At 44.3% G+C, this 22163-nt stretch carries 17 protein-coding genes; 13 read left to right on the top strand and 4 right to left on the bottom strand.

Features of this window, described 5'->3' with window-relative positions:
• Positions 1–25 precede the first annotated feature (25 nt).
• From lspA to pyrE, 10 genes are all read left to right on the top strand, one after another.
• Complete coding sequence (gene lspA, locus IFO66_RS00540; RefSeq protein ID WP_192023232.1) at positions 26–532, top strand: signal peptidase II; 507 nt, start codon at positions 26–28, stop codon at positions 530–532.
• A gap of 7 nt (positions 533–539) precedes the next feature.
• Positions 540–1544 carry an RluA family pseudouridine synthase gene (locus IFO66_RS00545; RefSeq protein WP_192023234.1) on the top strand — a complete coding sequence of 335 codons (1005 nt, stop codon included), beginning with the start codon at positions 540–542 and terminating at the stop codon, positions 1542–1544.
• 151 nt (positions 1545–1695) lie between these two features.
• Entirely contained in the window at positions 1696–2949 is a 1254-nt protein-coding gene (locus tag IFO66_RS00550; RefSeq protein WP_192023236.1) for an LL-diaminopimelate aminotransferase, read from the top strand.
• A 488-nt stretch (positions 2950–3437) separates the two neighbouring features.
• Complete coding sequence (gene pyrR / locus IFO66_RS00555; RefSeq protein ID WP_192023238.1) at positions 3438–3989, top strand: bifunctional pyr operon transcriptional regulator/uracil phosphoribosyltransferase PyrR; 552 nt, start codon at positions 3438–3440, stop codon at positions 3987–3989.
• A gap of 3 nt (positions 3990–3992) precedes the next feature.
• Positions 3993–4904, top strand: a complete 912-nt coding sequence (locus tag IFO66_RS00560) for an aspartate carbamoyltransferase catalytic subunit (RefSeq protein ID WP_192023239.1) — start codon at positions 3993–3995, stop codon at positions 4902–4904.
• Positions 4905–5066: 162 nt separating this feature from the next.
• Positions 5067–6347 carry a dihydroorotase gene (locus IFO66_RS00565; RefSeq protein WP_192023241.1) on the top strand — a complete coding sequence of 427 codons (1281 nt, stop codon included), beginning with the start codon at positions 5067–5069 and terminating at the stop codon, positions 6345–6347.
• 78 nt (positions 6348–6425) lie between these two features.
• Complete coding sequence (gene carA / locus IFO66_RS00570) at positions 6426–7556, top strand: glutamine-hydrolyzing carbamoyl-phosphate synthase small subunit (RefSeq protein WP_192023248.1); 1131 nt, start codon at positions 6426–6428, stop codon at positions 7554–7556.
• Positions 7557–7558: 2 nt separating this feature from the next.
• A complete protein-coding gene (carB, locus tag IFO66_RS00575; RefSeq protein WP_192023255.1) occupies positions 7559–10771 on the top strand; it encodes a carbamoyl-phosphate synthase large subunit in 3213 nt (1070 codons plus the stop codon).
• A gap of 165 nt (positions 10772–10936) precedes the next feature.
• The gene (pyrF, locus tag IFO66_RS00580) at positions 10937–11674 is read left to right on the top strand and encodes an orotidine-5'-phosphate decarboxylase (protein WP_192023257.1); all 738 of its coding nucleotides are present in this window, start codon (positions 10937–10939) and stop codon (positions 11672–11674) included.
• A 1-nt stretch (position 11675) separates the two neighbouring features.
• Positions 11676–12320: an orotate phosphoribosyltransferase gene (gene pyrE, locus IFO66_RS00585; protein ID WP_192023259.1), complete on the top strand. Its 645-nt coding sequence runs from the start codon at positions 11676–11678 to the stop codon at positions 12318–12320.
• Positions 12321–12496: 176 nt separating this feature from the next.
• Here pyrE and IFO66_RS00590 read toward each other — a convergent pair whose 3' ends face one another.
• From IFO66_RS00590 to IFO66_RS00605, 4 genes are all read right to left on the bottom strand, one after another.
• Entirely contained in the window at positions 12497–13219 is a 723-nt protein-coding gene (locus IFO66_RS00590) for a PepSY domain-containing protein (protein WP_192023260.1), read from the bottom strand.
• Between the two features lie 197 nt (positions 13220–13416).
• Entirely contained in the window at positions 13417–14622 is a 1206-nt protein-coding gene (locus tag IFO66_RS00595) for a PepSY domain-containing protein (RefSeq protein ID WP_192023262.1), read from the bottom strand.
• 102 nt (positions 14623–14724) lie between these two features.
• Positions 14725–16086, bottom strand: a complete 1362-nt coding sequence (locus IFO66_RS00600) for a sensor histidine kinase (protein ID WP_192023264.1) — start codon at positions 16084–16086, stop codon at positions 14725–14727.
• A gap of 7 nt (positions 16087–16093) precedes the next feature.
• Positions 16094–16798, bottom strand: coding sequence for a response regulator transcription factor (locus tag IFO66_RS00605; protein WP_192023266.1), 705 nt, complete (start codon positions 16796–16798; stop codon positions 16094–16096).
• 670 nt (positions 16799–17468) lie between these two features.
• Here IFO66_RS00605 and IFO66_RS00610 point away from each other — a divergent pair.
• Genes IFO66_RS00610 through IFO66_RS00620 form a run of 3 tightly spaced genes read left to right on the top strand, consistent with a single transcriptional unit; the run spans position 17469 to position 22163 of the window.
• On the top strand, positions 17469–18194 hold the full coding sequence (locus tag IFO66_RS00610; RefSeq protein ID WP_420488640.1) for an ABC transporter ATP-binding protein: 726 nt from the start codon (positions 17469–17471) through the stop codon (positions 18192–18194).
• Positions 18157–19281, top strand: coding sequence for an efflux RND transporter periplasmic adaptor subunit (locus IFO66_RS00615; RefSeq protein ID WP_192023267.1), 1125 nt, complete (start codon positions 18157–18159; stop codon positions 19279–19281). The genes IFO66_RS00610 and IFO66_RS00615 overlap by 38 nt, the downstream gene beginning before the upstream one ends.
• Positions 19281–22163: an ABC transporter permease gene (locus IFO66_RS00620; RefSeq protein ID WP_192023269.1), complete on the top strand. Its 2883-nt coding sequence runs from the start codon at positions 19281–19283 to the stop codon at positions 22161–22163. Before IFO66_RS00615 ends, IFO66_RS00620 begins: the two co-directional genes overlap by 1 nt.

A 22163-nucleotide genomic window follows, 5' to 3' on the forward strand; every position in this document is an offset into this window, starting at 1 on the left:
ATGCTAATCGAGGTGACGGGTTTCAGTGTGGTACTATATACTGGCAATTATCGTTCTAGTTTTTGACCAAGTAACAAAGTGGCTCGTTGCTACGCGTATGGAGCTTTATGAAGAAATCTCGATTATTGACGGTTTCTTTTCGTTGTTTTCACATCGTAACCGTGGAGCGGCCTTTAGTATTTTGGAAGACCAGCGTTGGTTCCTCATTTCTGTAACGATTGTTGTATTGATCGGAATCATCTGGTACTTGGAAAAGTTGAAGCATGAGCATAGTGCGATTTTACAGCTTGGCTTAGGGCTTATATTAGGTGGAGCAGTTGGAAACTTTATTGATCGCGTCATGTCGGGTGAAGTCGTGGACTTTTTCAAATTCGACTTTGGTTCCTACACGTTCCCGATTTTTAACATTGCAGACATTGGTATATGTGTAGGTGTAGGTTTCGTCATACTGGACGCTTTCTTGTCCGTAAAACGTGAGAAGAAGTTACTGGAACAACAAGAAGGATCTGAAGGATCAGTTGAGAAAGGGTAATATTCAAATGAATGAACAATATGAATTAGATGGTACAACGATAGCTTCGTCCACTAACTCCTCGAACTCGCCAGTAGAAGGCAAGGGCGGGGAGTTTCATTCGTATACATGGACGATAACAGCAAAGCAAGCGAAGGAACGACTTGATAAGCGAGTACTTGAGTCACTAGGTATGGATATTTCTCGTACGCAAATTCAAATGTGGATTAAAGATGGACACGTACTCGTAAATGGAGCTGCGGTAAAATCGAATTACAAATGTGCATCCGGCGATGTTGTGGAGCTTACGATGCCAGAGCCAGAATCTGTTGATATTGTAGCTGAGAATATCCCGCTTGATGTGTATTACGAAGATAGCGACGTTATTGTTATTAACAAACCTCGTGGGTTAGTTGTGCATCCGGCGCCAGGTCACACATCTGGAACGGTAGTAAATGCACTTATGCATCATTGTAAAGATTTGTCTGGGATTAATGGCGAACTTCGTCCTGGTATCGTTCATCGCATTGATAAAGATACATCGGGATTGTTGATGGCCGCGAAAAATGATAAAGCGCACGTATCACTTGCTGATCAATTGAAAGCTCATACCGTACTGCGTAAATATTTAGCGCTCGTTCATGGCAACATACCTCATGACCAAGGAACAATTGATGCACCTATCGGTCGTGATGAGCAAGACCGTAAAATGTACACGGTCACTGAACGTAACAGCAAGCATGCAGTTACTCACTTCAGAGTGTTGGAACGTTTCGGTGATTCGACATTGGTGGAGCTACAGCTTGAAACAGGGCGTACGCATCAAATTCGTGTTCATATGAAATATATTGGACATCCACTAGTAGGTGATCCGATGTACAGCCGCGGTACACGAGGATTAAAAATGAATGGGCAAGCACTTCATGCACAAACACTAGGATTCGTTCATCCGATATCCGGTGAAACTTTGCAATTCCAGGCACCTTTACCAGAAGATATGGAAGAACTATTGAAATCAATTCGTAATAGGTAGTGATTGTATGATTGCCAATGATTTCTCTGTACAAGAAGTACAAATGTTTGCGTGAATCATCCATGGTGTTTCGGGCATGCTTCCTTCATAGTAAGGATGCAATACATTCGTGCTTTAACAGGCGAGTTTTACGGTAAAGGAGAGGTCATTTATGTCTATTCAACATTATCAACAAACCTATATTCAGAGCCAATTTTCCAATCGCATTGGTGGCGAGAATTATGGAAAAGATACAAACATTTATAAGTTTGAGAAAATTAAACGCGCTAAAGCAGCGGCGAAGCAAGCTCATCCTGAAGTAGAGCTTATCGATATGGGTGTAGGTGAGCCTGATGAGATGGCTGATGCTGGCATCGTAGCAAAGCTTGCTGAAGAAGCGGCGAAGCCAGAGAACCGTGGTTATGCGGACAATGGTATCGTAGAATTCAAAGCAGCAGCAGCGAAATATCTTCAAGAAGTATTCCAAGTGGAAGGTATCGACCCTGAGACAGAGGTTGTACACTCAATCGGTTCGAAGCCGGCACTTGCTATGCTTCCTACTTGCTTCATTAACCCTGGTGATGTCACAATTATGACGGTGCCTGGTTACCCTGTACTTGGTACGCATACAAAGTATTTAGGTGGAGAAGTGTTCAATGTGCAGTTGACGAAGGAAAATAACTTCCTTCCTAACTTGGACGCTATTCCAGCTGACATTTGCAAGCGTGCTAAGTTGTTGTATTTGAACTACCCGAACAACCCGACTGGTGCAGCTGCAACGGTTGAGTTTTTCGAAAAAGTCGTTGCATGGGCGAAGCAGCATGAAGTGATCGTGGTTCATGATGCTCCGTATTCAGCATTGACTTATGATGGCGTGAAGCCGCTTAGCTTCTTGAGTGTTCCTGGTGCGAAGGATGTTGGTGTAGAACTGCATTCCTTGTCCAAGTCCTACAACATGACAGGATGGCGTATTGGATTTGTAGCAGGTAACCCGCTTATCGTTAAAGCTTTCTCTGATGTGAAAGACAACAACGATTCTGGTCAATTCATTGCCATTCAAAAAGCGGCTGCATACGGTCTTGCTCATCCAGAAATTACAGAAGCGATTTCCGAGAAATATTCTCGTCGTCATAACTTGCTTGTTGCTGCTTTGAATGAGATCGGCTTCCATGCGGAAAAACCAAAAGGTTCTTTCTTCTTGTATGTAGAAGCGCCTAAAGGTGTGAAGAATGGTCCTACATTTGAATCGGGCGAGGCTTTCTCTCAATATTTGATTCGTGAAAAGCTTATTTCCACAGTACCTTGGGATGATGCTGGACGCTTTATTCGTTTCTCTGTTACGTTCCAAGCTAACGGTGAAGAAGAAGAGAACCGCGTTATCTCTGATTTGAAGCGCCGCTTGACAGATGTAGAATTTGTATTTTAATGGAAAAGAAAGTGACCTTGACAATTGTGAGATAGGATGGCATAATCCTAGTAATCGCATATTGAACCTTTAATTCAGTCCCGTGAGACTGGCAAGGTCACGCTCGTAACGAGAATGAGCTGATGTAAGATGAAGACGTAGGTGTCCAGAGAGACCCTGTCCCATCACTGCAACAGCTAGAAGCCTGCGCACAGAACGAAGCATGCATATAACGCATGCCGCGCACGATTTCTTCAGCGTTTTGGATAGTCGAGTGATTGGTGTGATACACCATTCATCGATGGCTAGCACTGTAATTTGATGTGCAGTCTTCTTTCCAGCGCTATCATTCTACACTATGGTTGATACGAACTCCTTGCCTGTGGGCAAGGAGTTTTTTTGTACCTTCTTCACAGACATTAATCAACGTTAAGAAGTTAAGCAAGCATAGAGGTTTATTACAGCGGAGCAAGCTATATACACAGGATGAAGATGAAGGAGGACGTACGGTGAGCACGAAGGAATACAACGTTATTATGGATGACGCCGCCATCCGACGAGCATTGACACGAATCGCACATGAGATTTTGGAAAGAAACAAGGGCATTGAGGACTGCGTGCTAGTAGGCATTCGCACAAGAGGAATTTACTTGGCTAACCGAATTGCAGAACGCATCTTCTCAATTGAGAACGAGAGCATTCCAGTTGCAGAGCTAGACATTTCCGGATATCGCGATGATCGCAAAGATGCAGGTAAAGAGATGGGTAGTCTGACAATAAACGACGGCTTCCAAATTGAAGACAAAAAAATTATTTTATGTGATGACGTCTTATACACAGGCAGAACGATTCGGGCTGCGATGGACGCATTGATTGATAAAGGAAGACCTCAAATGATTCAGCTGGCTGTATTAGCCGACAGAGGTCATCGGGAACTTCCGATTCGACCAGATTATGTAGGGAAGAATGTTCCGACTTCACGTTCTGAGGAAATTGAAGTAGCACTCAGCGAAATAGACGGCATGGATGAAGTCAAAATTGTTCACAACAGGGGGCTATAACAAATGACTACCGCTCAAATGGAGAGCAGAACGAAGGAACGAAGTCTTCTCGGGTTGAAAGACCTGAGTCGCGAAGAAATTCAATCGATTCTGGACCGCGCGACGTATTGGGAAAATCATGTACTGAAGGTGAACCAAACATTTGCTCACAAAATTGTGACGAATATGTTTTTCGAAAACAGTACACGCACGCGCTGCTCCTTTGAAGTTGCTCAGCGTCGTCTCGGCGCTGAAGTCATTAACTTCAGTGCATCAGCTTCCAGTGTTGAAAAGGGAGAATCCATCTATGATACGGTTCGCACCTTGGAGTCAATGGGGCTCGATGCAGGAGTTATTCGACTGAAGCCAGTCGGTATGTTGGCTGAGTTGGCTAAGCGGGTCAAAATGCCTCTAATTAATGCAGGGGATGGTAACAATGAGCATCCAACGCAAGCTTTGCTGGATATGTACACGATGCGCAAACATTTCGGTGACTTATCCGGGCTGAATGTAACGATAGTCGGAGATATTGAACACAGCCGTGTCGCTCGCTCTAACTACTGGGCGCTTCGCAAGTTTGGTGCCAATGTACGCTTCTGTGCACCAGACAGCATGAGAGCCAAAGATATGGATGCACCTTACATTACAATGGAAGAAGCTCTTTTATCGGATGTTGTGATGATGCTGCGTGTACAGTTCGAGCGTCATGAATCGAATGTGTTCTCTACAGCCGTACAGTATCGAGATGCTTATGGGATGACAGCTGAACGAGTTAGTAAGCTGCAGCCGCATGCGATTGTAATGCACCCAGCGCCTGTAAATCGCAACGTTGAAATCGATGACGATGTGGTTGAATGTCCGCAGGCGAAAATTTTTGACCAAATGTCCAACGGGGTGCCGATTCGAATGGCCGTCATGGAACGAGCATTGCGATAAGTGTTGAACAGCAAGTGAAACAATGAGTGAAATGTAAGATGAGCGGTATCAACGAGTACACAACTAAATACCGCTCTTTAAATAGGAAGTAAAAATAGAACGGAACGCAAAGTAGGTAACGGAACAACAAACGATACAAGATGCGGGAGAGGGGATAACGCAATGTATATTTTAGCAAATGCACAAATGTTCAATAATCAAGGTGAGTTGGTAAAACGGCACATTTGGATCGAAAATGGCATTATCTCGCGCATGACAGACGTAGAAGTGGAACTGCCTGAACAGGTGGAAATCGTGGATGCAGCAGGTAAGTTCGTATCCCCAGGATTTATCGATATGCATGTCCATTTGAGGGAACCGGGCTTCGAACATAAAGAAACAATTGCTACAGGCACACGCTCTGCAGCTAAGGGAGGCTTCACGACGATAGCGTGTATGCCGAATACGAAGCCTGTGATTGATACACCAGAAACGGTTCAGTTCATCCACGACAAGACGAAGTTGGAAGGTATCGTTAAAGTTTTACCTTATGGAGCGATTACGAAAAATGAGCTTGGACGTGAATTAACGGATTTTGAAGGTTTAAAGGAAGCTGGAGTGATTGGCTTCACGGATGACGGAGTAGGTGTGCAGTCCGCACAAATGATGAAAGATGCTATGGCACGTGCTCATGCTCTTGATATGCCGGTCATCGCACACTGTGAGGATGGCACCCTAGTAAAGGGCGCGGCTGTAACTGATGGAGCATTTGCACGCAAGCATGGATTGAAGGGAATCCCGAATGAATCGGAAGCGATTCATGTAGGCAGAGACATCTTGCTCTCAGAAGCGACAGGTGTTCATTATCATGTGTGTCATGTGAGTACAGAACAGTCGATTCGCCTTATCCGCCAAGCGAAACAAATTGGCATTCGAGTAACGGCAGAAGTGTGTCCACATCATCTCATCTTATCAGATGAGGACATCCCAGGCCTGGATGCAAATTGGAAGATGAATCCGCCGCTTCGCTCACCTCGTGATGTAGAAGCGTGTATCGAAGCGATAGAGGATGGCACGATTGATATTTTAGTAACGGACCATGCTCCTCATAGTGAGGAAGAAAAAGCTCGCGGTATGGAGCTGGCACCGTTCGGCATCGTAGGCTTGGAAACAGCGTTCCCGCTTATGTATACGAAGTTTGTCTCTACAGGAAAATGGTCGCTGGAACTGCTTGTAAAGCGTATGACAGCTGACCCGGCACGAGTATTCCGCTTAAATACAGGGCGCTTGGAAGAAGGGGCGCCTGCAGATATCGCGGTGATTGACTTGGAAACAGAACGCGAAGTGAATCCAGAAACATTTGCTTCTAAAGGACGCAACACACCATTCACAGGTTGGAAGCTGAAAGGCTGGCCAGTGATGACGATTGTAGATGGTCGAATTGTATGGAGCGAACAAGTATAGAGCTTATATAGATTAGCTTGAACAAAAGCCAATCAGTGCGGTTGAGTTGATAAGAGTGGAGAGCGAGGAGTGACGAGCATGCAAGCAAAACTATTATTGGAAGATGGAACTCTATTTACGGGCCCGGCGTTCGGAGCAGAAGGTGAGTCCGTTGGTGAGGTTGTATTTAATACAGGAATGACAGGATATCAGGAATTGTTGTCAGACCCATCATACTGTGGTCAAATTGTAACGATGACTTACCCGCTTATCGGTAACTACGGGATTACTAGAGATGACTTCGAATCTATTCGCCCTTATGTACATGGATTTGTCGTTCGTCGTCACGAATCCATTCCTAGTAACTGGAGAGCTGAATATACGGTAGACCGCTTGTTAAAAGAATACGGCATCGTTGGTATCAGTGGAGTGGATACTCGTATGCTTACTCGTAAGCTGCGTCACTATGGGACGATGAAGGGCATTTTAGCAACTGGCAGCAAGTCTGTGGAAGAGTTGCAAGAAATGCTTGGATCAACACCGTTGCTGCGCAACCAAGTGGCACGCACTTCGACGAAGAATCAATTTACAAGCCCAGGATTGGGAGAGCGCATCGTGCTGGTTGACTTTGGTGCGAAGAGCGGGATTTTGCGTGAACTAACGCAGCGTGGATGCGATGTTATCGTCGTACCGCACGATACAACGGCTGATGAAATTCGTCGACTGCGCCCAGATGGTATTCAACTATCCAACGGACCAGGGGACCCGAAAGATGTGCCGCACGCTGTGAAAATGATTCAAGAGCTGCTTGGAGAAATCCCAATCTTCGGTATTTGCCTAGGACATCAATTGCTAGCTTTGGCTTGCGGTGCGGATACTGGCAGATTGAAGTTCGGACATCGCGGAGGAAACCATCCGGTAAAAGAGCTTGCAACCAACCGCTGCTATATCACTTCTCAGAACCATGGCTACACGGTAGTGGATGAGACGATTGCAAGCACGGAGCTTGAAGTGACTCATATCAACAACAATGATAAAACGATTGAAGGCTTGAAGCATAAGCGCTTCCCAGCTTTCTCTGTACAATACCATCCAGAAGCAGCACCAGGACCGCATGACAGCAGCTACTTGTTTGATGAATTCCTGGAGATGGTTCGTGACCATAAACGCAATTTGCCAGCTGTACCGCGCCAAGCGGAGCTCGTGGCTCAGTTGAAAGGAGAACTATAATTATGCCGAAGAATCAAGAACTTAAGAAAATACTCGTCATCGGCTCCGGCCCAATCGTCATCGGTCAAGCAGCCGAGTTCGACTATGCTGGAACACAAGCTTGCCAAGCATTGAAAGAAGAGGGCTTGGAAGTCGTTCTCATCAACAGTAACCCAGCTACGATTATGACAGATACAAATATGGCGGACAAAGTATATATCGAGCCTATTACATTGGATTTCGTGAGACAAATTATCCGCCAAGAGCGTCCAGATGGTTTGCTTCCAACATTGGGCGGTCAAACGGGATTGAATATGGCTGTAGAACTAGCTCGCGCTGGTGTTCTAGAGCAAGAAAATGTTCGCTTGCTAGGTACGCAGCTTGATGCAATCGAGCGTGCAGAAGACCGCGACTTGTTCCGCGAGCTCATGCGTGAATTAGAGCAGCCAGTACCTGAAAGTGAAATTATAACGACGGTTGAAGGTGCAGTAGACTTCGCAAATACAATTGGCTACCCAATTATCGTTCGCCCGGCTTATACGCTTGGCGGCACAGGCGGCGGAATTTGCGACAACGAAGAGCAGCTTCGTGATATCGTAGCTTCCGGTATTCGCTACAGCCCAATTGGACAGTGCTTGGTTGAGAAAAGTATCGCAGGCATGAAAGAAGTAGAATATGAGGTTATGCGTGATGCGAATGACAACTGTATCGTTGTCTGCAACATGGAGAACTTTGACCCAGTAGGGGTTCATACAGGCGACAGTATCGTAGTAGCACCAAGCCAAACGCTATCTGACCGTGAATACCAAATGCTGCGTTCAGCATCCTTGAAAATTATTCGTGCCTTGAACATTGAAGGTGGATGTAACGTTCAGTTCGCACTCGATCCGTACAGCTATCAATACTATGTAATCGAAGTTAATCCGCGTGTAAGCCGTTCTTCTGCACTAGCATCTAAAGCAACAGGCTACCCGATTGCGAAAATGGCAGCTAAAATTGCGGTTGGCTACACGCTTGACGAAATCGTTAACCCGGTAACAGGGCAAACGTATGCTTGCTTCGAGCCTACGCTGGATTACATCGTATCAAAAATTCCACGTTGGCCATTCGATAAGTTTACACAAGCGAATCGTAAGCTTGGTACGCAAATGAAGGCGACAGGCGAAGTTATGGCGATTGGCCGTACGTTTGAGGAATCCATGCACAAGGCGATACGCTCCTTGGAAATCGGTGTGCACCGTCTCTATTTGAAAGGCACGGATGCACTTGATAAAGAAACGCTTGAAGCACGTCTAAACAAGCCAGATGATGAGCGCATGTTCCTTATTGCAGAAGCTTTCCGTCGTGGCTATACCCTACAGCAACTGCAAGACCTTACGAAGATTGACTGGTGGTTCCTTGATAAATTGGAAGGCATGATTCGTTTCGAGGATCGCATTCGTGGGGAAGAGGAACTGTCTGCTGAGACATTGTATGAAGCGAAGCGTAACGGCTTCACGGACCGTGCCATTGCCGAGATTCGCAATGAGGTATTCGCAGGCGGCAGTTGCACAAGCGAAGCAGAAGTGCGCAGCCTTCGTAAATCTCACAATCTGGAACCAGTTTATAAAATGGTAGATACGTGTGCGGCAGAGTTTGAAGCAACGACGCCATACTACTACTCGACATATGAGATGGAAAATGAAGTTGTGCAATCGACGAAAGAGAAAGTGCTTGTACTAGGTTCCGGTCCGATTCGTATCGGGCAAGGGATTGAGTTCGACTACTCTACTGTACACGCAGTGTGGGCCATTCAAGATGCTGGCTACGAAGCGGTTATTATTAATAACAACCCTGAGACCGTATCTACAGACTTCTCAACATCTGACCGACTCTACTTCGAACCGCTCTTCTTCGAAGACGTTATGAATGTAATCGAGCAGGAGAAGCCAGTAGGTGTTATCGTCCAATTCGGTGGACAAACGGCAATCAACTTGGCTGCACCGTTGGCGAAAGCGGGAGTACGAATTATCGGTACAAGTTTAGAGAGCATTGACGAGGCGGAAGACCGCAAGAAGTTCGAGGCATTGCTTTCACGCTTGAACATCGCACAGCCTAAAGGTAAAACCGTAACTTCTGTAGATGAAGCAGTAGGTACGGCACAAAGCTTAGGCTACCCGGTACTTGTACGTCCATCTTATGTACTAGGTGGTCGTGCGATGGAAATCGTCTACTCTGACGAAGAATTGCTCAACTACATGGAGCATGCGGTACAAATTAATCCGGAGCACCCGGTATTGATTGACCGCTACATGCTAGGAAAAGAAGTAGAGGTAGACGCAATATGCGATGGCGAAACGGTATTGATTCCAGGCGTTATGGAGCATGTTGAGCGTGCAGGCGTTCACTCTGGTGACTCGATTGCGGTATATCCGCCGCAACATCTTAAGCCAGAATTGAAGCAAAAGGTTGTCGACATTACGATACGCATCGCGAAGGAATTGAAGACGATTGGTCTCGTCAACATCCAGTTCGTCATTTTCCAAGACGAAGTGTATGTCATTGAGGTAAATCCTCGCTCCTCGCGTACGGTGCCATTCTTGAGCAAAGTGACAAACATTCCGATGGCGAATGTGGCAACGAAGCTTATCCTTGGCAGCAAATTAACAGACCTTGGCTATCAAGAAGGCTTGTGGCCAGAAGATGACCATGTGTCTGTAAAAGTACCGGTATTCTCCTTTGCGAAGCTACGCCGCGTAGAGCCGACACTTGGCCCTGAAATGAAATCTACGGGTGAAGTTATGGGACGCGATGTTGAATATGCGAAGGCGCTCTATAAAGGACTCATCGGTTCCGGTATGAAAATTCCAGCATCAGGTGCTATCATCTGTACGGTTGCTGACAAAGACAAGGAAGAAGCTGCGAAATTGATGCAAGGCTTCAGCCGTCTGGGATATAAGCTTATTGCAACAGGGGGAACGGCAACTGCGCTTGAAGATGCAGGCTTGCTAGTAACACATGTTCAGAAGCTGACGGAAGGCACACCGAACATTCTTGACTTGATTCGCAACGGTGAAGCACACTTTGTTGTCAACACATTGACGAAGGGTAAAACACCAGAGCGCGATGGCTTCCGCATCCGTCGTGAAGCGGTTGAGAACGGGGTCGTATGTATGACTTCTCTAGATACAGTACGCGCGTTGCTTGAGATGTTGGAGCGTATTAACTTCTCCTCACGTCCGATGCCAGTGCTGTAAGGTGAATAGAAACGCTTACGACGAGGAGGCCAATTGGCCTCCTCGGACTGTGTGCTGGTAGTTTGATTGGGCTTCATGAGTAAGAGTAAGTATTGCAATAACTAAAGAGTAATGAGTGGTGCGCATGGAACAAGCGAGACAAAGATAATAGGGGGAGCATAACGGATGACAAATCGAATGACGATCGAACAGGCAGCAGGCCGAGTGATGGTAGCACTTGACTATCCTAATGTAGAAGCAGCTAAGCAGCTAATGACGCAGCTTGAAGGTATACCTTGCTATATGAAAGTAGGTATGCAGCTGTTCTACGCATCGGGTTCAGACTTCATTCGTGAGCTTAAAGCTAGAGGTTATCGAGTGTTCCTTGACGTAAAGATGCATGATATTCCGAATACAGTCAAAGGCGGTTCACACAGCGTGACGAAGCTAGGCGTTGATATGTTTAACATACACGCAGCAGGCGGCGTAATGATGATGCAGGCGGCTGTAGAAGGGATTGAACAGGCATTAGAGGAAGATAGCAGCTTGATTCGACCTACTGTTATCGCTGTGACTCAACTGACAAGCACCAATCAGCAAGTGATGAATGAAGAGATTGGCATTGCTGGCACGGTTCCTGATGCCGTTATCAAATATGCGAAACTGGCTAAAGAAGCGGGACTAAATGGAGTAGTTGCTTCACCACAGGAAGTGCAGCTTATTAAAGATGCATGTGGCGCATCATTCCAGACGATTACGCCCGGTATTCGACCTGCAGGCAGTGCTGCAGGTGACCAATCTCGAATTATGACACCAGCTATGGCTATACAGCAAGGTACAGACTACCTCGTAATCGGCCGTCCTATAACAGCTGCGGCAAATCCGCGCGAAGCGCTGGAACAAATCTTGAAGGAGATGATTTAATATGACAACAACATCAAAATCTTTAGCGTCAACAATTGCAAATCATTTACTTACGATTCAAGCAGTGGCACTTCGCCCGAACGATCCATTCACATGGACATCCGGTATTCGTTCTCCCATCTATTGCGATAACCGCTTGACGATGGGGTATCCAGAAATCCGTAATGCGATTGCAGAAGGATTTGCACAACTTGTTCGTGAACACGCACCTGATGCGGAAGTAATTGCTGGAACAGCTACAGCGGGAATTCCGCATGCGGCATGGGTAGCAGACAAACTTGGATTGCCTATGGCCTATGTACGCGACAAAGCAAAAGGACATGGCAAGCAGAACCAGATTGAAGGTTCGATCAAGCCAGGCCAAAAGGTTGTCGTGATTGAAGATTTGATCTCGACAGGCGGCAGCTCTATTAAGGCAGCTCAAGCTATTCGTGAAGTAGGAGCGGAGCCAATGGCAGTTATGGCCATTTTCAGCTACGAGTTCGACAAGGCAACGGAAGGATTTGCTGAAGCAAACGTTCCTTTGCGTACGTTGTCTAACTACACAGCGCTTATTGAAGCGGCAGTAGAGATGAATGTCATCGAAGAAAAAGACGTAGATATGCTGCAAGCTTGGAGACGTGACCCAGCATCTTGGGGTGTATAGGTTCGCGCTTATGGCTGGCTAAGGTAACTACCTTTTTAAACGACTGATCCATGAATGGGATAAATAGATAGAAAAAGCACCTCGACTTTTTTAAAGTTTGAGGTGCTTTTTTAATAGGGTAATCATGAAGTTACTGCACAAATAGTTTGTTAAATGGCAGAAACGATTATGATAAATTAGTCATCCCATTTTACTTTAAGTACTTTGCCATCTGTTGCGGAAACGTACACTTTAGCGTCATCATCGTCGTTCTTTTTCTTTTTTGCTTTAATTTCAATTTCGTAAACAAGCTTGTTGTTTTCTTTTTCAAGCTCAACTTCCTCTATTTTTCCTGGTACTTTCGCTAACGCAATTTTAATTGCTTGTTCTTTTGTTATTTTTGCAGATGGTTTGTTTGGTTTGTTGTTTTGCTTTGGTTTAGCTGGCTTCTTATTATCGTCATCGTCTTTGTCATCATTATCATCGTCGTCGTCGTTCTTTTTCGTGCTTGGCTTGTTGTTTTTATTGTCCTTACTTGTATTGTTGTTCTTGTCTTTCTTTTGTTTGTTGTCGTCATCATCGTCATTGAAATCTTTTTCCCATGTTACTTTGCCTGTATATGCGTCAATGTAGACTTCATCTTCTTTATCTTTACGGTTTTCGAATTCTACATGATAAACGAGACGACCGTTTTTCTTCTCAAGCTCGATTTCCTCGATTTTAGCGTTTTTAAACAAACCAATTGCAATTTTTTTGGCACTATCGATTGAAATTTTCGCTTTGTTATTGTTGTTGGATGTTTGTACGGCTGGAGTAGGTTTACTCGTATCGTCGTTTTCTTTAGCCATTACGTTATTTCCTAATCCGATTCCGCTAAGAACTAGCGCTCCTGCTAGTGTAGTTGCTGCCCATTTTTTCATAGTAAATCCTCCTAATGTAGATATTCCCTTGAAGTTCTAATGTTTATATCGTAATAATAACTTTCAATTATTAGAGTAAAAAGGCAATTAGATGAGAATTTGATGAGAAATTGCTTTAAATCTGAAAAATTTGTGCCTCACATAGAAAGCCGTCAACGGTTATGGTTGGCGGCTTGTAAGTTTGGAAGCATGTTCATTTAATAATCATCATCGTCATCATCATCTGAGTTGGTACTGCTATTGTTACTACTGTTATTGCTGGTGTTATTACTGTCATTACTGTTGTCATCATCGTCGTCATCGTCATTATCATCGCTCGGTTGGCCGCCTACTTGATCATCATCATGGTTGACAGGCGTGTTGGTATCCGTAGAACTGCCGTTATTATTGGTGTTGTTATTGCTCGTATTATTCGTATTGTTCGTGCTAGTAGGCTTACTGCTGGTAGGCTTGCTAGGTTTATTGACTATGGACCCAGCGTTATTATTTTTGTTGGTATTTTTGCTGTTCACAGTACTATTGTTTTTATTATCGGTGCTAATGCCCTTGACCTCTCTTTTATTTGCATTATCATCGTCGTCAGAGTCGTCGTCATCATCATCGTCTGAGACAGTGCTAATTACAGCTCCAGAATAGGCATTAATGTATACCTTTTTTGTACCGGTTGCCATTTTTACCTCTACCTCATAGACAGGCACTCCATTTTCATCGTCTAGTTCAATGGATTTGATGGTACCTTTTACATGTTTGAGTGCAATGGACTTGGCTTCAGCTTCCGTGATCGGCATCGTGTTGTTTGTTGGTTGTTTATTGGGTTTGGACGTGATCTCTTTTTTGAGCACTTCGCCGTTAGCTTCATTAATATACATAATGATTGATTCTTTATTATTTTCTAACTTGGCTTGGTAATAGCGGCTGCCGTCCGGTTGTATTTTCAATTCGAGCGAGCTGAGTTTTCCTTTAAACTGTGTTTTCGCGATCTCTTTCGCTTCTTCTTTTGTAATAGGCGTAGAGCCATTTCCAGGTTTATTAGGATTAGTAGACTGACCAGTGCCGGGTTTCTCTTTGCCGGGTTCATTAGGATTCGTTGAATCCCCTGGAACACCTGATTCATTTATTTGTTTCAGATGAAGGATATCGCCATTATATCCACCAACATGCAGCTCGTACCATCTATCACCATTTTTAAGTTTGGCCACATATTGAGGTGGATTGCTATGTTCATTGAGTTGGATGCTATCCACCTTGCCAGCATAGGCGTTACTAATGATTTGTTTCACTTCTTGCTCAGAAAGGAGTGGATTCGTTTGCTGCGCCCATATTTGTCGTACTCCGAATACAAGGAAAGCTAGCAGCAGTGCGCTGCTTGCAGCATAGATCCATTTTGTCTTAAGTCGTTTCATTGTATATTCACCTCTATTCGAGAAGAATCTGTGCGTTGTTTTAAAGGTAACAGATATACCTTAGTTTGCAATGATAAAATAATGAGAAATTGATGAGAGTGACTACGCTTTTACTTGCCAAGTAAGTGGAAAATGAATAATGAAGCTAGTTCCTACGCCTTCTTGGCTTTCTACTTCGATTGTACCATCATGGGCATCCACGATTTGCTTGGCGATGGAAAGTCCTAAACCAGTTCCGCCTGTTTCCCGATGTCGAGCTTTATCTACGCGATAGAATCGTTCGAATAGATGTGGGATATCATCTGCAGGAATGCCGACTCCACAATCTTTGACCACAATGTGAGCATGGGATTGGTCAGCAGAGACGTGGACGTCGATATCGCCCGAGCTGTATTTGACAGCATTATTCAATAAAATGAACAGTAACTGTTTGTACTTCGCCTCATCTGCATTTACTTCAAGTGCAGTCAAATCCTGCTGCAGCGTAATTTCTCGATGGTAGGCTTGTTTCGTTAATTTGACAGCTTGAGCAGTAGCGTCGATCAGATCGAACGGACTGGCCTCTATATGCAAGCCCGCATCATGACGAGCTAAGTCCAGCATTTGATGCGTCATTTCTTTCATTCGCACGGCTTCAGAATAGATAGCTTCTACAGATTCTTTGAGTACTTCCGGGTCGTTCATTCCCCAGCGTTTTAGCATTTCTGCATAGCTTTCGATAACCGTTAAGGGTGTCTTCAACTCATGTGAAGCATCTGACACGAATTGCTGCTGCTGATCGAAGTGAAGTTTTAATCGTTCTATCATTTTATTAAACGTATTGCCGAGTTTGTACAGCTCGTCTTGGGATTTACCTTTTACGTCGAGTTTTTTGAACGTGTTCTTCCGTTGGATTTCTTCCATCGTTGCGATTAGTGCATTAATAGGACGCAAAATCAGATTGGTCAAAAACCTACCAGCCAAGAAGGAGGGAATTAATACGGCAATGGTTGCAATCGTTAATACCCATCTTAATTGTGATAAATTTTTTTGAGTTGACTGTATGTTCTCTGTTACTTCAAGCATTGCAATCCGACCATCTTCATAAATGATAGGAAGATAGCTGCGTGCGAACATCGTATCTAAATAAAAAAACAGCTCGTTTTTTTGTTCCTGAAAGTACGTTGCGGGCATTTCTTGATACTGTACTTGACGAGCTGGATCATGCTTAACTTTTCCATCTTCAAATATAATTCGAATCATTCCGTCTTCAGGTAAATAACCACCGCGAAGAAAATCGTTAATGTCGCCTCCCGTAAATTCTTGAAGCGGCTTAGATATTTGTTGTGCTTGAAGCTGTACACTGCTTAATGCATCTCTTGTCGTCATATTATAGAACAAAGCGTAAATTGACATGTTGATAATGAGAATAACGAGCAGCAGCCAGACGGATGACAGCAAATAAATTTTCGTGCGCATGTTCATTAGCGATCTACTCCTTCATGACGTACCCCACACCGCGAATCGTGTGTATAAGCTGTTTGTCGAACTGGTGGTCGATTTTTTTGCGCAAATAACGAATATAAACATCGACGACATTGGTATCTCCGAAATAATCAAAGCCCCATACATTGGTTAGTATTTGTTCGCGGTTCATAACTTGATTCGGATGTTTTAGCATGAAGACAAGCAAGTCATATTCACGAGGTGTCAGTTCAATATCATGATCTCCTCGCTTGACTGCTCTTGATTTGTCATGGACGCTTAAATCAGCCATCGACCATACATCACCACTATCTACTGGGATGGTAGGTGCTGGCTGGAGTTGAGCTTTCATGCGCAAACATGTGCGGATACGTGCCAACAGCTCTTCAATTTGGAACGGCTTTGTAACATAGTCATTTGCACCTAGATCAAGTCCGCTTACTTTGTCATGCACAGAGTCCCGCGCCGTCAACAAGATAACAGGTGTCATATTGCCAGACGTGCGAAGACGTCGCAATACCTCTAAGCCGCTTATTCCTGGCAGCATCACGTCAAGCAGAATCAAATCCCAGTTCTGTTCCTGGCATAATTGATATCCGTCTAAACCATTATCTATCGTTTCTGATTCATAACCTTCATGCTTCAATTCAAGCTGGATAACTCTCGCAATTTTTACTTCGTCTTCAATAATAAGAATACGTGGCTTCTCCATAATTGCACTCCTGTTCGTTCATCATGTAGAATCGCTTGCTTTATAACAGCATATCTGCAACTGCATTGTATTTCAACAAATTATCATTCCAGAGACGGAGTTCAAATCCACATGGAGGTAGGGTAGATGCTAACCACATTTCGTTATATATTACACTTTGTGCCACTCATAAATTTGTGAATGGAATAAGAGATACGATGCTTTACGATACGAGCCTAAGCAATGTTACCTAAGGGGGAATGTCTTTATTTTAGTCCTGTGGGGAGTGGGGTATTATAGCTGAATTTGTAACTGAGTCCATGATTATGATGCGAAAAATTTGCAGTAGTGTATGTGAGAATACGCATAATAGTGTAAATATAGACATGAAGCAGACCTGTTTTTGGGGATAAAGTCCTACAAGGGTGGGTCTGTTATTTTTTCCAAATAATTTTAAAAACGTGTAGGATTATGTTAATCAGTCTGTAACTTTTCCATTCATTTCTTCGTTTATACTTGAGAAGAATTTTTATTACGGGGAGAGGGGGCAAAGTCATTGCTGAAGAAACTTCGGCTCAAGAAAAAGCAGCAACAGCAGCCAGATGTCTCAAGTGCTGATACAGAGAAGCAACCAACGATAGAGGCAGAAGTTGAAGCGGAAGCGAAAGCGAATGTAACAGCAGACATCAAAATCAAAGATTCGACTAAAGAGTGGCCGCAGCGTAAGGTGACGTTAGCACCTGATCAGCCGCTGCTTGAAGTGCGTAATGTTGAGCGAATATTTGACGTGGGCAGCCAAAAACTGCATGTCTTGAAAGGCATAAATATGCAAGTTATGCAAAGTCAGCTTGTCATGTTGAAGGGCCGTTCAGGATCGGGTAAGACGACGCTGCTTAACATGTTGGGCGGACTAGACTTACCTACTAGCGGAGAAATATGGTTCCGTGGCGAACAGCTATCCGCTTGGAGCGATGATAAGCGCACTCGTGCCCGCCGGGATGATGTTGGATTTATTTTTCAGGCGTTTGCTCTTATGCCGCTATTGTCTGCGTATGAAAATGTAGAATTATCATTAAGGATGGCCAACATCCCTCGACATTTGTGGAAAGCGAGAGCCCAGCATTGTCTTGAACTTGTAGGGCTTGGTAAACGCATGTATCATCGTCCATTTGAGATGTCAGGTGGTGAACAGCAGCGTGTTGCTATAGCAAAATCAATTGCGCATAAGCCCTTGCTGCTGTTGGCAGACGAGCCTACAGCTGAGCTTGATACGCAAATGGTTGCTCAGGTCATGGGTGTGTTTCAGCAAATTATCGAGACTGAGAACATTTCCATATGTATGACAACCCACGATCCAACAATAATGGAGGTAGCCGATCATGTATACGAAATGGTTGACGGAAAATTCGTCTCCTAATTCAGAACGATCTCGCAGCAGACGTCTACAACGCTGGATGTTAATTGCTATATCCAGTACATTACTGTTCACTTCTGCTTGCTCGCTTCTGCCTGCTGAAGAGGAAGAAGAGGCATTGCCAGTAATTACACCGCCAACGATCTCGAAGAAGCCTGAGCATGAAGTTACAACGCAAACGCTAACCAATCAGTTAAGCGCAAGTGGTAAGATTATGTCGCAGCAGGAGGAACATGTGTATTTCTCTGTAGACGGCAAGCGAATTAAGGATGTACTTGTGAAAAATGGTGACAAGGTTAAAGCGGGACAAGTTATCGCCGTTTTTGAAACTGAGGATATTGAGAAGAACATCCGCAACAATAAATTCGATCTTCGCAAAGAAGAATATGCGATGAAAGAAAAATTGCGCACGCGCGATGAAATGGATGAACTCGAATTTGAACAACTGCAGCTGAATTATGAGCAGAAAAAACAAGATCTAGCAGACTTGGAGAAGGATTTGAGCAAGGCTACGATCCGTGCTCCTTTCTCAGGCTCTATCGTTGCATTGTATGGGCAGAAGGGGAATCAGACCAAAGCCTATGATCCCATTGCGACTATTGCCAATACTTCTACGCTGACAATAGCTGTTACGTTATCCAAAGACGAACTTGAAGATGTTGTGGTAGGTATGGAAGCTGAAGTCAAAATTAACGGACATGACAAGCCGATCAAGGGTAAAATCAAAGCACTTCCGAATCCAAACAGTTCTAGCGGCTCCGATCAGCCAAATCAACCAGATAGTGGACAAGGCGGTAATGGTACGAAGAAAGAGAAACTAGAGGATTTTGTCATCGTGCAGGTCGATAAGCTCCCAGCCAATGTTCAACGCGGTACAAGTCTTGGTGTCAACATTATCAAGAGCCGTAAAGAAAATGCAGTTGTCATTCCAAACTCAGCACTTCGTAAGATTGGCTCGCGTAAATATGTGCAAGTCGTAGAGTCAGATGGAACGAAGCGAGAAGTAGATGTTGAGGTTGGACAGGAAAACCCAACGGTAGTTGAAATTTTGAGAGGCTTAGAGCCTGGTCAGAAAGTGGTAGGTAATTAATGGGGATTCCATTACTTAGATTCCTGTTCCGCAAAATGTGGAATACACGCTGGATGACACTTAGCACATTGCTCGGCTTGCTCGTCGCAATTTCTTTTACAGTTAGTATCCCGATGTACTCGGATGGCGCATTGAAACGCGTTGTCAGCAAGTCGATTGTAGATAATAGCCAATCACTTCCAGCTGGTTCGCTGCTGATGCGTTATCAAGTAAGCGGTGCTGATAAGACCGACTTAAATGCGCTGCAGTCAGTTGACCAATACATCAAAAAAGATGTGAAAGAAAAAATAGGGTTTCCTTCACAAGTGTTCGTCAGGACACAGTCGCTTAGAGCGACAGAAGTTTATCCAGAAGATCCAACAAAGGTAGATGCGAGTCGAATTCGGACGATGACGATCGCGTCGATGGATGGATTGCAGGATAAAATTGAATGGACGAACGGTCGTACATACAAAGAATCGGCACCAGACAGTCCGATAGAAGTAGTAATGTTGGAAGACGCGATGTATCGCAATGATTTGCATATCGGTGCTGTGTTGGAATACCCAGTTTCCGGTGGTACCGAATCAATCGTGAAAGTGAAGATCGTAGGTACATTTAAGCCATTGAAAGATACTGATCCGTATTGGTATCAAGGATTTGACAGCATGGTTAACATGCTGTACGTGGCCCCCGACATATTTGAAAACAAGCTTTTGAAAGAAATGCAAATTCCGATCAATCAATCAAACTGGTACTATGCGTTTGATCTGCGTGATATCCAGACGAGTCAAATTACTGATTTGAGTCGTACCCTAGAACGTATGAAGATTGATTTGAATCAGCAGCTCAAAGATACGAAGATCGAGCTTTCCTTTGAGAAGCTGCTGGAAGAATTCCGTAGTCAAAGTATTCAGCTTCAAATGATGTTACTTACATTAGCTGCGCCGATGATAGCGATGGTATTTTACTTTATTGCGATGAATGCCAATCAATCTCTGCAAAAGCAGCAAAGTGATATTGCAGTACTGCGAAGCCGTGGAGCAAGTACACGCCAAATCATTATGCTTTATTTAATAGAAGGAATTATTCTTGGCGGTATAGCTCTTGCTATTGCTCCATTCGTAGGTTGGTTTATGGCTAAGTCTATCGGTTCGGCAAACGGATTCCTCGAATTCGTCAATCGTAAGTCTATACCGGTCGGCTTTACAACAGATGCCGTTATTTTCGGAGTTGTAGCAGTCATTATTGCATTATTAGCGAGTATTATTCCTGCTGTTATTTTCGCGCGCTCGTCGATTGTTAACTTGAAGCAGAAGCTGGCACGTTCCGACAGAAAGCCGTTCTGGCAGCGTTGGTTCCTAGACATATTGCTGCTAGGTGTTGCGGGATATGGCTATTATTTATCCAGTCAGCAGCAAATGCTGTCTTTCCAGACAGGAATGAGCGCTGATCAATTGCAAGTACAGCCATTCTTATTCTTTGTACCCGCAATTGCGATATTTGCATCAGGGTTGTTTTTCCTACGTTTATTCCCATGGATACTAAAGTTTATTCAATGGATTGGCGGGAAATTGCTCCCTGTACCGTTGTATTTGACATTGACCCAACTTTCACGCTCGTCTACAGCTTATTATCCACTAATGATCTTGCTTATTTTGACGCTCGGCCTTGGTGTATATAATTCATCAGCTGCACGTACGATCGATGTGAACTCAACAGAGCAAATTTTGTATAAGCATGTTGCTGATGTTGTCATTACACCGGTGTTTGAAAGTTATCAAGAGCGAGATCCTGATGCGAACAAAGGAAACCAAGGTGGCGGTGGCGGCCAAGGTGGTGGTGGTGGCAGACCTCCGGGTGAAGGTGGAGGAGGTCAAGGTCAGCAGCCACAGGGCAAAATTATATACAATGAGCCTCCATTCGGAGTATTTAAGCGACTGCCAGGAGTTGAGGCGGCAACGAGAGTGATGCAGGTGAAAGCTAATGTTCTCTCAGCTGGCAGCTCACTTGGTTCTGGTAACTTGGTCGGTATCGACAATGTCGATTTTGCTAAAGTTGCGTGGTTCCGTGAAGATATGTACCCATTGCATCCTAATCTATATTTGGATGCGCTGGGCAAACATGTGGAATCGGCTGTCATTATTCCAACAAGTATTGCGAAGCAGTATCAAATAAACCCTGGAGATCCACTTACCTTAACCGTTAATGGTCAAGAGCTGGAGCTGGTAGTTGTCGCTACATTACCTTATTGGCCAGGGCAGTATCCTGCGAAAATGCCATTTTATATCGTGAACTTAGATTATGTTTATGATCAGCTTGGTACGATTCCTTACGATGTTCTATTGAAGATGAAGGATGGAGCCAAAACGAAGCCAATTGTAGATGCGCTGCAAAAAGAGCAAATCGATCTCGTTTCTATAAGAGATACGAAAGGAGAATTGGCTAGTCAGAGCAAGCATCCAACGAGAGGTGGAGTGTTCGGTATTTTGAGTCTAGGCTTCCTAATATCGATTATCGTTTCACTTATTGGTTATATTTTGTATTGGTTCTTTAATTTATCGGGTCGGGTCGTGCAGTTCGGGGTACTACGAGCAATGGGTCTATCACGCCGCCAGCTTACAGGTATGCTTCTGTTGGAGCAAATCTTTACGGCGGGGCTATCAATTGGTCTGGGTATTCTGATAGGTAAGTTTGCAAGTATTTTGTTCCTTCCATTCTTGCAAAGCACGACAGATGCACAAATGCAGGTGCCACCGTTCCGCATTATATTTGATTCGAAGGATACGACGCAATTGTATATGGTTGTCGGTGTCATGATGCTATTGGGCGCCTCCCTTCTCTTTGTTCATATTCGTCGTCTACGCGTGCATCAAGCCGTGAAGATGGGAGAGGAGCGTTAA

This window comes from Paenibacillus arenosi, from assembly GCF_014841135.1.
GTDB lineage: Bacteria > Bacillota > Bacilli > Paenibacillales > Paenibacillaceae > Paenibacillus_B > Paenibacillus_B arenosi.